This window comes from Mediterraneibacter sp. 210702-DFI.5.30, assembly GCF_020560115.1.
Taxonomy (GTDB): domain Bacteria; phylum Bacillota; class Clostridia; order Lachnospirales; family Lachnospiraceae; genus Mediterraneibacter; species Mediterraneibacter faecis.
The window spans coordinates 166,820-179,457 of record NZ_JAJCME010000006.1 but is presented as its reverse complement, the minus strand read 5'-3'; the positions used below and the strand labels follow the sequence as shown (position 1 = coordinate 179,457).

General features: G+C 40.1%; 13 protein-coding genes. All 13 read left to right on the top strand.

What is annotated here, in order from left to right:
• The first annotated feature begins 55 nt into the window (after positions 1-55).
• The 13 genes from LI126_RS08560 (at position 56) to miaB (ending at position 12,623) form a co-directional block, all read left to right on the top strand.
• The gene (locus LI126_RS08560) at positions 56-943 is read left to right on the top strand and encodes a sulfide/dihydroorotate dehydrogenase-like FAD/NAD-binding protein (protein WP_015529271.1); all 888 of its coding nucleotides are present in this window, start codon (positions 56-58) and stop codon (positions 941-943) included.
• A complete protein-coding gene (gene gltA / locus LI126_RS08555) occupies positions 943-2,331 on the top strand; it encodes an NADPH-dependent glutamate synthase (RefSeq protein WP_227165207.1) in 1,389 nt (462 codons plus the stop codon). Before LI126_RS08560 ends, gltA begins: the two co-directional genes overlap by 1 nt.
• Positions 2,332-2,630: 299 nt before the next feature.
• On the top strand, positions 2,631-4,700 hold the full coding sequence (locus LI126_RS08550) for a HelD family protein (RefSeq protein ID WP_227165206.1): 2,070 nt from the start codon (positions 2,631-2,633) through the stop codon (positions 4,698-4,700).
• 48 nt (positions 4,701-4,748) lie between these two features.
• Positions 4,749-5,228 carry a 23S rRNA (pseudouridine(1915)-N(3))-methyltransferase RlmH gene (gene rlmH, locus LI126_RS08545; protein ID WP_227165205.1) on the top strand — a complete coding sequence of 160 codons (480 nt, stop codon included), beginning with the start codon at positions 4,749-4,751 and terminating at the stop codon, positions 5,226-5,228.
• Between the two features lie 85 nt (positions 5,229-5,313).
• Complete coding sequence (gene yqfC / locus LI126_RS08540) at positions 5,314-5,601, top strand: sporulation protein YqfC (protein WP_227165204.1); 288 nt, start codon at positions 5,314-5,316, stop codon at positions 5,599-5,601.
• The gene (locus LI126_RS08535; RefSeq protein WP_227165203.1) at positions 5,598-6,866 is read left to right on the top strand and encodes a sporulation protein YqfD; all 1,269 of its coding nucleotides are present in this window, start codon (positions 5,598-5,600) and stop codon (positions 6,864-6,866) included. The genes yqfC and LI126_RS08535 overlap by 4 nt, the downstream gene beginning before the upstream one ends.
• Positions 6,841-7,833, top strand: coding sequence for a PhoH family protein (locus tag LI126_RS08530; protein ID WP_015529266.1), 993 nt, complete (start codon positions 6,841-6,843; stop codon positions 7,831-7,833). Before LI126_RS08535 ends, LI126_RS08530 begins: the two co-directional genes overlap by 26 nt.
• Positions 7,830-8,327 (top strand): rRNA maturation RNase YbeY, encoded by a 498-nt coding sequence (gene ybeY / locus LI126_RS08525; RefSeq protein ID WP_015529265.1) that lies wholly within the window; start codon positions 7,830-7,832, stop codon positions 8,325-8,327. The genes LI126_RS08530 and ybeY overlap by 4 nt, the downstream gene beginning before the upstream one ends.
• A 52-nt stretch (positions 8,328-8,379) precedes the next feature.
• Positions 8,380-10,074, top strand: coding sequence for a putative polysaccharide biosynthesis protein (locus LI126_RS08520; protein WP_227165202.1), 1,695 nt, complete (start codon positions 8,380-8,382; stop codon positions 10,072-10,074).
• Positions 10,075-10,120: 46 nt separating this feature from the next.
• Positions 10,121-10,495 carry a hypothetical protein gene (locus tag LI126_RS08515; protein WP_054751224.1) on the top strand — a complete coding sequence of 125 codons (375 nt, stop codon included), beginning with the start codon at positions 10,121-10,123 and terminating at the stop codon, positions 10,493-10,495.
• A gap of 247 nt (positions 10,496-10,742) precedes the next feature.
• On the top strand, positions 10,743-10,976 hold the full coding sequence (locus LI126_RS08510; RefSeq protein ID WP_015529262.1) for a DUF896 domain-containing protein: 234 nt from the start codon (positions 10,743-10,745) through the stop codon (positions 10,974-10,976).
• A 4-nt stretch (positions 10,977-10,980) separates the two neighbouring features.
• Positions 10,981-11,163, top strand: coding sequence for a DUF4250 domain-containing protein (locus tag LI126_RS08505; RefSeq protein ID WP_226870675.1), 183 nt, complete (start codon positions 10,981-10,983; stop codon positions 11,161-11,163).
• Between the two features lie 11 nt (positions 11,164-11,174).
• On the top strand, positions 11,175-12,623 hold the full coding sequence (miaB, locus tag LI126_RS08500; protein WP_227165201.1) for a tRNA (N6-isopentenyl adenosine(37)-C2)-methylthiotransferase MiaB: 1,449 nt from the start codon (positions 11,175-11,177) through the stop codon (positions 12,621-12,623).
• The last annotated feature ends 15 nt before the right edge of the window (positions 12,624-12,638 follow it).

The window sequence follows — 12,638 nt, the reverse complement described above, 5'->3', positions numbered from 1 at the left end:
TGTTTACACAATGTTTGAAGACAATAACGTCGATTTATTTACAAGGAGGAGAAACATGTATAAGATATTAAAAGCTGAAAAACTGGCTGATAAGATTTATCTGATGAATGTTCATGCACCACGTGTAGCAAGTCACTGTCAGCCTGGTCAGTTTGTCATCGTTAAAATGGACGAGAAAGGCGAACGTATTCCGCTAACAATCTGTGATTATGACAGAGAAGCAGGAACAATCACAATCGTTTTCCAGGAAGTTGGAGCTTCTACAGTGAAAATGGGGGAACTTAAAGCAGGAGACAGTTTCCGTGACTTTACAGGTCCGCTTGGATGCGCTTCTGAGTTTGTTCATGAAGACCTTGAGTCCCTTAAGAATAAGAAGATGCTGTTTGTAGCCGGTGGAGTTGGGGCTGCTCCGGTTTACCCACAGGTAAAATGGTTGAAAGCACACGGAATCGATGCTGATGTTATCGTTGGTGCTAAGACAAAAGATATGCTGATCCTTGAAGATCAGATGGAAGCTGTTGCAGGTAATTACTACCCATGTACAGATGACGGTTCCTACGGACACGCCGGAATGGTTACAACTATGGTAGAAGAACTTGTAAACAACGGAAATAAATACGATGTCTGCGTTGCGATCGGACCGATGATTATGATGAAATTCGTCTGTCTCTTAACAAAGAAACTTGAGATTCCAACTATCGTCAGCATGAACCCGATCATGGTAGACGGAACAGGTATGTGTGGTGCCTGCCGTCTTCAGGTTGGAGATGAGATTAAATTTGCATGCGTTGACGGACCAGAGTTCGACGGACACCTTGTTGACTTTGATCAGGCAATGAAGAGAAGCCAGATGTACAAATCTGAAGAAGGACGCGCAATGTTGAAGCTTCAGGAAGGCGATACACATCACGGCGGATGCGGACATTGTGGAGGTGACGAATAATGGCTGATATGATGAAAAAAGTACCTGTAAGAGAGCAGGATCCAAAAGTACGTGCAACAAACTTTGAAGAAGTTTGTCTCGGTTATAACAAAGAAGAAGCAATGGAAGAGGCTACAAGATGCCTTAACTGTAAGAATGCAAAATGTATCCAGGGTTGTCCTGTATCCATCAACATTCCGGCATTTATCCATCAGGTAAAAGAAGGAAACATTGAAGAAGCTTACAAGATCATTGGTAAATCCAGTGCACTTCCGGCTATCTGTGGACGTGTTTGCCCACAGGAATCCCAGTGTGAGGGAAAATGTATCCGTGGAATTAAAGGCGAACCTGTTTCTATCGGAAAACTGGAGCGTTTCGTTGCTGATTATGCACTTGAGAACGATATCAAACCAGAAGGCGCTGAGACTATGAACGGTCACAAAGTAGCCGTTATCGGTTCTGGCCCGTCCGGACTTACATGTGCCGGAGACCTTGCAAAACTCGGATATGATGTAACAGTATTTGAAGCTCTGCATGAACTCGGTGGAGTACTTGTATATGGTATTCCTGAGTTCCGTCTTCCAAAACAGAAAGTCGTTGCAAAAGAGATCGAGAAAGTAAAAGAGCTCGGTGTTAAATTCGAGACAAACGTTGTTATCGGTAAATCCACAACAATCGATCAGCTGATGGAAGAAGAAGGATTCGAGGCAGTATTCATCGGATCCGGTGCCGGACTTCCAATGTTCATGGGAATTCCGGGAGAGAATGCAAACGAAGTATTCTCCGCAAATGAATACCTGACAAGAAGTAACCTGATGAAAGCTTTCCGTGAGGATTACGATACACCGATCGCTGCCGGTAAGAAAGTAGCTGTTGTTGGTGGTGGTAACGTAGCTATGGATGCTGCAAGAACAGCTCTTCGTCTTGGCGCAGAAGTTCATGTAGTATACAGAAGAAGTGAAGCAGAGCTTCCTGCAAGAGCTGAAGAAGTTCATCACGCAAAAGAAGAAGGAATCATCTTCGATCTTCTTACTAATCCGAAGAAGATCAACGTTGACGAGAACGGTAATATCACAAGCATGACAGTGATCAAGATGGAACTTGGCGAACCAGATGCATCCGGAAGAAGACGTCCGGTTGAGATTGAGGGTTCTGAGTACGACATCGAAGTTGATACAGTTATCATGTCTCTTGGTACATCACCAAACCCGCTGATCTCTTCTACAACAAAGGGACTTGAGACAAACCGCAGAAAATGTATCGTTGCAGAGGAAGAGAATGGACAGACATCTAAAGAAGGTGTATTCGCCGGTGGAGATGCTGTTACAGGAGCTGCTACAGTTATCCTTGCTATGGGAGCTGGTAAAGCAGGTGCCAAAGGTATCGATGAATATCTGAGAAATAAATAATAGAAGGAAGATTGTACCTAGGAGCGTAAGCTTCTTTGAGAAAATCAGAATTTGAAAACAGAATATCCTGACAGGATACAGAAAACTCTGTGCTTGTCAGGATATTTTTAATATACTAAAAATGAATTTGTCGTGTTATAATTTGAGGCAGACAGCGGAAAAGTTTTTGTGACGTACAGCAATTTTGCTCAAATTAGATGACAACCTGTTCGAAGATATGGTAAAATAATAAACCAAATATTTGCAAATTTCAATAAACCTAAGAAGCAAAAATCTATTTTGGGGGAAATATAAAACATATGACGAATTATAACAGCAATGACAATCGATTTGATGGAAGATGCTTCCTTAAAGATGTTGAGATAAAGTTACAAAAACGACTGGAAGAAATAGGGCAGTCTCTCTCTGATGGACAGAAAGAGATTGATAACATGCAGGAATATTACTGGGAAAATTATACGGAGATGGATGAATATGGTTACGAAGATTATGATAATCAGCAGGCACTTCTGCATCAGGTCAACGCTAATAATGAGAAGCTGCAATTAAAACATAGATTTGAGAAAATGTTAGATGCACCTTTTTTCGGACGTGTCGATTTTATGTATGATGGAGATGACGAACCAGAACCGTTTTATATCGGGATTGCAAATTTTGCCGAAAAAACAGGCATGCAGCCTCTGATCTACGACTGGAGAGCTCCGGTCAGCAGTTTGTTTTATGATTATGATAAAGGCCCTGCAAGCTATGAGGCTCCTGCCGGAAGACTGGATGGAGAGATTCTTTCAAAATGGCAGTTTAAGATTCAGAATGGAGAACTTGTCTATGCCTTTGAAAGTGATACAAAGATCGATGACGATATTCTGAAAAAAGAACTTGGAACAAACAGTGATGTAAAATTAAAAAATATCGTCCGCACGATCCAGAAAGAACAGAATGCAATTATCCGAAATACGAAAGATCGAATCCTTGTAATCCAGGGAGCTGCCGGAAGTGGAAAAACTTCGATTGCTTTACACCGAATTGCATATCTTTTATATCATGAACGCGACACTCTGAAATCATCCAACATACTGATTCTTTCACCGAACAGCGTATTTGCAGATTATATCTCACATATTCTTCCAGAATTAGGAGAAGAGAATATCCGTGAGATGAGTTTTGATCTCTACGCCTACAAAGAGCTTCGAAAAGGTGTCGCAGCAGACTGTGAGGATCGTTATGATCAGTTGGAACGTCGGATGAAGTTTCCGGATGAATCAGCTCAGAATCGTTTTGACTGGAAACAATCCAAAGATTTTATTGGTGAAATAGAAGGTTTCCTTGCGATTCTGGAAGATCGTCTGATGGAATTCAAAGAAATTGAGTTCCGTGGAATGACATTGACAGAAGAAGACTTGATCCAATTGTTCTATTATAAATTCACAGAGACTCCGTTATTGAAACGTATGGATGCTGTAAAAGACTATTTTATCGATTCCTGGGAAACTCTGAAAGGCAGAAATATTTCAGAGGATGATCAGGAGATGCTTCAGATGAAGTTCGACAAGATGTACACAACGAAAGATATTTACACCATTTATAATTGGATGCTCGATGACTGTGGTTGTGATCTGTTGCCGGAAGTTCCGTACGAAAAACGAAAGCTCCCTTATGAAGATGTATTTCCTATGCTCTATCTGAAATATCGTCTTTCCGGTGGGAATTCAACTCATAAGAACATTAAGCATCTTGTCATTGATGAAATGCAGGACTACACTTATCTGCAATACACCATCCTGGAATCCTTGTTTCATTGTAGAATGACTATTCTTGGAGACCGTGCACAGACACTGGATACAAAGCAACAGGATGTATTGAGATTTCTTCCCAAATTACTTGGACGTGAAATCCGAACGATTGAGATCAAAAAGAGTTACCGGAATACATTAGAAATTGCCCGGTATGCGGAAAAAGTCAGTGGAGTATCTGATCTTGAGTTACTGGACCGCCATGGAAAAGAAGTCGTAGAAAAGACATTTAACACAGATACGGAATTGCTTGATGAACTTGTCTGTCATTTAAAATGTCCGGGAGACTTTGAAACTGCTGCCCTGATCACAACAACAGAAGAAGAAGCTTTTGACTTAAGCCGTCTCCTGAAACTGCGTGGTATCAACGTATCTTATGTAGATCGTAACAGTTCCGCATTTAAGAAAGGACTTACAGTAACCACATTTTATCTTGCAAAAGGGCTGGAATTTGACCAGGTTTTCGCACTTCGCGGTGCAAAAGAAAATCCGCTTAAAAATCAGGCGGAATATATTTGCGCAACAAGAGCTCTTCACGAACTCTATGTTTACGAAATTGCTGACAGCTTATCAAAATAACAGTTAACAGTCATACACGATTAAAATTTATTCAGAAAGAACAGAAAAATGAAGATTACATTAATAACCGTAGGAAAGATAAAAGAAAAATATCTGCGAGATGCAATCGCAGAATACAGCAAGCGATTGAGCCGATACTGCAAACTGGAGATTATAGAAGTAGCTGATGAAAAGACACCTAACCATGCAAGTGATGTCGTGGAAAATATAATTCGCGATAAAGAAGCTGAACGCATTATGAAATATGTAAAAGAGGATACCTATGTGATCACTCTTGAGATTAACGGAAAGCTTCTTAGTTCTGAAGAACTTTCTGCAAAAATCAATCAACTTGGAATTCAGGGAACAAGCCATATCACATTTATCATTGGCGGATCCATTGGTTTGGGCAAAGAAGTGCTCGCAAGATCGAACTATGCATTAAGCTTTTCCAAGATGACCTTTCCACACCAGTTGATGCGGGTTATTCTGTTAGAGCAGATATACAGAAGTTATCGGATCATCAACGGTGAACCTTATCATAAATAGAGATCTGTCACAGAAAACAACTGGTATAGGACATCGTGATATATTCATATACTGATGACAAAGGATTTTTATATAAAAAACTTCAATGAACCGAGAGCAGATCAAAGAAAAGATGGTATCCGCAATGGATCTCCCAAAAGATGTGATTCAGAATGCTTCTGTTATAACCATTTTAGGACGAAATGAATTATGCATTGAAAATTATCGGGGCATTATTGAATACACCGATGCACTGATCCGTGTGCAGACGCGGGCAGGACAGATCCGGATCCAGGGAAAACGACTCCGGATTCAATACTACACAAATGATGAGATGAAAGTAACTGGAGCATTATCATCTTTAGAATTTACCGAGGGGAGGAATCCGGGGTGATTCATTGCCTGATCCGCTACTTGTCCGGTTATGTGAAGATTCAGATCAAAGGATACTCCCCAGAACGATTTCTGAATCTCTGCTGTTATCACCGCATCCGATTCTGGGGATTGACCCGTATCGGAACAAATTATGAATTATACTTGAGTTTATCTGATTTTCGAAAGATTCGTCCTTATGTCAGAAAAACACATACAAAAGTCATACTAAAAAAACGGTATGGCTTTCCTTTTTTTCTTTATCGCTACCGAAAAAGAAAACTATTCTTTATCAGCATCTTCCTATGCATTTATCTAATCGATTGTTACTCGCAATTTCTATGGGATATTCATTTTCAGGGAAATAAAAGATGGACCGACACGACCTTGACAACGTTTCTGAAAGAAGAGGGGATTTATCCTGGAATGCAAAAGAAAAATGTAGATTGTCAGGGGATTGTCAAAGCCCTTCGAAAGGAATATAATGATATCGTTTGGGCATCTGCTTCTCTTGATGGCAGCCGGTTAAAAATACAGATAAAAGAAAATGAAGATGCGCTTCCTATTATCTCATCTACTCAGACAGATAAGAGTAACAAGACAGATTCTTTACCTGCTGATCTTGTTGCTTCTACTGATGGAATCATTACAAATTTAATTACACGCACCGGCATTCCCCAGGTACATATCGGGGATTCTGTAACGAAAGGAACTTTACTTGTATCTGGACGGATTGACATCCTGGATGACAGTGGTGAAATTACCGGATATCAATATACGCATGCCGATGCAGATATTTTCGCTGATACACAGATTTCTTATCTGGATATAATTTCCTGTTATCATAATAAAAAAGTATATACAAAAGAAACAAAAAAGTCCGGATTTATTCAAATCGGCTCTGTCCGGTTAGAAACATGGAAGCCAAAAATGTCCGCTACTTCTGAAAAATTGTGTATAGCACATCAGTTAAAACTGGGAGAAAATTTTTCACTTCCGATTTTTTATGGGCATGAAACAATAAAAAAATACGGCTTCAAGAAAATAAAATATACAAAAAAAGAGATGCAGACAATTTTAAGCAGTCGATTTCGCTATTTTTGTAAAGATTTAGAGGAAAAGGGTATTCAAATTAATGAAAAAAATGTTAAGATATATATATCTGCCGAAAAGGCAACGGCTTCAGGTACGCTCTATCTGAATCAGCAGATTGAAGAGGAAACAGAGACCGAAAGAATAACTTTAGAAAGGAACGAACCGGATGAGTCTGTCGGAACTGATCATTGATATTCCGGCTGAATACGAGATGAATGTATTTGGCCAGTTTGATACTTATATAAAGAAAATAGAAAGAACTTTTCATGTCACATTGATTTCACGTGACGGTGCAACCAAGATTGTAGGAGATACAATTGCTGCACAGAAAGCCCAGCGTGTACTTACACAGCTTGTGGAACTTGCTAAACGAGGGAATACGATTACGGAACAGAATGTAGACTATGCAATCTCGCTCGTATTTGAAGATCAGGAAGAAGCCCTTGTTTCTATTGATAAAGATCTGATCTGTCATACACTACAGGGAAAACCAATCAAACCTAAAACATTAGGTCAGAAAAAATATGTTGATGCAATTCGTAATGGAATGATCACTTTCGGTCTCGGACCTGCCGGAACAGGAAAGACCTATCTTGCGATGGCAATGGCAATCACAGCATTCAAACGCGAAGAAGTAAGCAGAATCATCCTGACGCGCCCGGCAATTGAAGCCGGAGAGAAGCTAGGATTTCTTCCGGGAGACCTGCAAAGCAAGATTGATCCGTATTTAAGACCTTTATATGACGCGCTTTATCAGATCATGGGAGCTGACAGTTTTCTTAAGAATTCTGAAAAAGGATTGATTGAGGTTGCTCCTCTGGCATATATGCGCGGGCGTACTTTAGATAATGCGTTCATTATCCTTGATGAAGCACAGAATACAACGCCGGCCCAGATGAAGATGTTCTTAACAAGAATTGGTTTTGGATCCAAAGTTGTCATTACAGGTGATTCTACGCAGAAAGATCTTCCATCCGGAACAATATCCGGACTTGATGTTGCTGTAAAGGTTGTAAAAGATCTGGAAGGGATCAACATCTGTACGCTGACAAGCAAAGATGTTGTAAGACATCCATTAGTTCAGAAAATTGTAAAAGCATATGAGGACTATGAGAAGAAATCGTCCAGACCGAGAGAAAACAGGAGGAAAAAAGGATGAGTCTTTTTATCGAAGAAGAGGGGAATATAAAGTTAGACTTTGATACAGAAGAGATTGCCGCATTAGTTATTGACGCTGCATTAGAACTTGCAGACTGTCCTTATGAAGCAGAGATCAATCTTCTTTTAACAGAGAATGCCCAGATTCACGAAATGAATCTGGAACAACGTGGAATTGACCGCCCAACAGATGTACTTTCTTTCCCTATGATCGAATACGAAGAACCGGGAGATTTTTCCGTGATTGATGAAGAAAGTGCAGAAGCCTTTAATCCGGAATCCGGAGAATTGATGCTTGGTGATATCGTTATCTCAAAGGAAAAAGTGTTATCCCAGGCTGAAGAATATGGACATTTACCCAAAAGAGAGTATGCTTTCCTGATTGCACACAGTATGCTTCACTTATTTGGATACGATCACATGGTTGATGAAGAGCGTGTTGTCATGGAAGCGAAACAGAAAGAAATCATGGAAAAAGTCGGTATTTTCCGCTGATAGGATACATATATTAAATAGATTTTAAGGAATGGGACACTAGGAGGAAGTTATGTCTGAAACTGAGGCACAAACAACGAAAAAACGAACGAAAAAGGATGATTATATTGTCCAGGGTTCGATACTTGCAGCAGCAGCTGTACTTACAAAAATCATAGGCGTAGTCTACAGGATTCCGCTGACGAATATTTTAGGAGATGAAGGAAACGGATTTTATGGATATGCCTATCAGGTCTATGCAATCGCTCTGATGATTTCATCATTCAGCCTTCCGACTGCCGTATCCAAGCTGGTATCGATCCGACTTGCAAAGCGTCAGAGACGAAATGCATTCCGTGTATTTATCTGTTCACTTGCTTTTGCAATCGGTGTTGGATTATTCATCTCGCTGACAATCTTTTTGGGAGCAGGACTGATTTCAACACATTTAATGAAATCTCCACTTAGCGTTTACGCACTGCGGGTTCTTGCCCCGGGACTTCTGATCGTTGCAGTCATGGCTGTTATCCGTGGATATTTCCAGGGAATGGGAACAATGCTTCCAACAGCTATCTCACAGATCATTGAGCAGGTATTTAATGCCGTGATCAGTATTGTCGGCGCAAGTGTCCTCTTTGGCATCGGAACAAAAGCAGGAGAAAAATCCGGAGAGGAGCTTCTCGGACCTGCTTACGGTGCTGCCGGAAGTACACTTGGAACGGTTGTCGGCTCTTTATCTGGATTGTTATTTCTTTTGTTTGTCATTTTTTTATATAAAAATGTAATACGCAAACAGCTTAAAAGAGACCGCACCCAGAATGTTGAAAGTTATTCTTTCCTTCTGAAAGCATTACTTTTAACAGCAATCCCCGTTGTATTCAGTACCGCTGTATATAATATTAACCAGATTATCGACCTTACAATCTTTAATCATGTTATGGAGTCACAAGGCTATGTAGAGAAAGAATACATGGCTCTTCAGGGTATTTACACCGGTAAATACGACACCCTGATCAATGTCCCGATGGCAATTGCAAATGCACTTGGAACATCTCTTGTGCCAAGTCTTACAGCTGTTGTTACAGCAGGTACAAAAAAACAGGTTCACAGTAAGATTAACCAGACATTACGTCTTACAATGGTAATTGCTATTCCGAGTTGTATCGGTTATTTCGTACTTGCTTCCCCAATTATGGTTCTGCTGTACAATGACTCCAGTGCAACACCGGCACATCTATTGATGGCAGGAGCTATCGTTGTTGTACTGTATGGACTTTCCTCTGTAACGAATTCCATTCTTCATGGATTAAACTACATGACAAGTCCCGCAAAGAATGCTGCAGCAGCTCTTGGGATTCATCTGGTAGCATTTGTACTGATGATGACTGTATTCAAGATGAACGTCTATGCACTGGTGGGTGGAAATATTGTATTTGCACTTGCAATGAGTATTTTGAACCTGCTCAAGATTCGAAAAGTCAGCGGTTTCAAAATCGATTTTGTAAGCACTTTCGGAAAACCATTCGCTGCAGCAGCAGTGATGGGCATTGTAACTTTCGGCGTATTCAGACTGTTTGATACACTGATCGGCGGTCGTGTAATTCCAGTATGCATTTCACTGTTTGTAGCAATACTTGTTTATGCGGTTGTTATGTTGAAGATCGGAACACTTTCTGAAGATGATATCCTTGATCTTCCAATGGGTGGACGTATCCTGAGAATTTCTAAGAAATTCCATCTGCTTCCAGCCGTAAAAGTAGAAGAATAAAAAAAATAAAAAAGCCAATACTGTATGAAAAAAGGAGCGATTTGCGATGAAAAAATACATGATTGGCTTTTTTTCTGTTTTATTTCTGATTACCGGATGTTTGATTGCAGGTTATCAGGTTAGTTACAACAATCTACTGGAAAAGGAAAAAGCTATAGAACTGACTAAAAATGAAAAAAATGATTCCATTCAAACCAGACGCAGTTCAGCCAAAGGAGAGTCTGTTTCAGATGATGCCTATTATCTGAAAGAGCTGCATGGATATGTTGCTGTCTATCTGCAAGATGGGACAACCCTTTACGAAACAACCAGCCTATCCGTAAATAATCTGCCGGATGAAGTACAACAGGATCTGAAAAATGGAATCTATCTTAAGTCTGCCGAAGAACTGTATGGTTTTCTTGAGAATTATTCCAGTTAAAAAAGTGGACGAAGTGCACAGAATCGTGTATAATACAGAGTCAGCGGAAAAAATATCGGTTACTGTTCACACGAGGTGCGACCAGCAACGCATCTCGCCATTTTAAATCGCCTTTGGCGATGGGGCGAGATGCATTCAAGTCAAAATACGCATCCTCCGTGTCAATCAGCGGAGTGATTGACACGGTAGTGAACAGTAAAGAATATCGCAACATTAAACGGAACAAGAAAAAGGAGAGATATAGACAATGGAACAAAAGAAGATTGATCGTATCAATGAATTATATAAAAAATCAAAAGCGGAAGGACTCACTCCGGAAGAAGCGAAAGAACAGAAGATTCTTCGTAAAGAATATATGGAACTTATCCGAGTGAACTTAAGAAGCCAGCTGAACAATATTGACATGGAACAAAAAGATGGAAGTATTGTTAATCTTGGTGAGAAGTATGGCGAAAAATATATGAACAAGAAAGGAAACTAGGATCATGTTACAGAATTTACCACAGGATCCGGTCATCCTTTTGAGTGTTGTGAATACAAAGCTCAGAGATTTTTATCCATCACTGGATCAGTTATGTAAAGAGATGGAAGTGAATAAAAAAGAACTTACAGATAAATTAGATCTGATTGACTATGCTTATGATGCATCCTGCAATCAGTTTGTATAAAGGAAATGAGAATGAAAGAGATAATTGAAAATGTAAAGCTGGTGGAGAATGCTCCGTTGGAAGAGCCTGCACGCCAGTATTATTTTATGGAAAAAGCAAAAGAATATGTTGCTGAAATGTCTGAGAAACTGGGGCGTCCATTAACTGCGTGTGTGACGACATTTGGTTGTCAGATGAATTCGAGGGACTCTGAAAAACTGCTTGGTATTTTAGAGAAGGTTGGGTATGCAGAAGAAACGGATGAAGAGAAAGCGGATTTTGTAATCTACAATACCTGTACTGTTCGTGAAAACGCAAACCTTCGTGTTTATGGACGTCTTGGACAACTTGGTTCCATTAAGAAAAAGAATCCACATAAGATGATCGCACTTTGCGGATGCATGATGCAGGAACCGGAAGTTGTTGAGAAACTAAAAAAGAGCTACCGCTTTGTTGACCTTATTTTCGGCACACACAACATTTACAAATTTGCAGAACTTTTAACATCTGCAATACAGTCTGACAGAACAGTCATTGATATCTGGAAAGATACAGACAAGATTGTAGAAGATCTTCCGGTTGAAAGAAAATATCCATTCAAATCTGGTGTAAATATCATGTTTGGATGTAACAACTTCTGTAGTTACTGTATTGTACCTTATGTACGTGGACGTGAAAGAAGCCGTGAACCGAAGGCAATCATCCGTGAGATCGAACGTCTTGTTGCAGATGGTGTTGTAGAAGTCATGCTGCTTGGACAGAATGTCAATTCTTATGGAAAGAACCTTGAAGAACCGATGACATTTGCACAGCTTCTTCAGGAGATTGAAAAAATTGAAGGACTTGAAAGAATCCGTTTCATGACTTCACATCCGAAGGATCTGTCAGATGAACTGATTGAAGTGATGAGTAAATCAAAAAAAATCTGTAAACATCTGCATCTTCCGGTTCAGTCCGGAAGCAGTCGGATCCTGAAACTCATGAACCGTCATTATGACAAAGAACAGTATCTTGCACTTGCTGAAAAGATCCGCAAAGCAGTTCCGGATATATCACTTACTACAGATATTATTGTCGGTTTCCCTGGTGAGACAGAAGAGGACTTCCAGGAGACCCTTGATGTTGTAAGAAAAGTCCGTTACGACAGCGCGTTTACTTTTATTTATTCAAAACGTACCGGAACACCTGCTGCCATTATGGAAGATCAGATTCCGGAAGACGTTGTAAAGGATCGTTTCAATCGTCTTTTACATGAGGTTCAGACAATTTCCGCAGAACAGTGTGCAATTCATGAAGGAACCGTGCAGACAGTTCTCGTAGAGTGTGTCAACGAACATGATAAGCATCTGATGACAGGTCGCATGAGCAATAATCTGCTCGTTCATTTCCCGGGGGATGAAAGCCTGATCGGTCAGCTGGTTGATGTTCATCTTGATGAATGCAAAGGATTTTACTATATGGGAAGGATAGAGAGTAACTAAATATGGAGTACTACA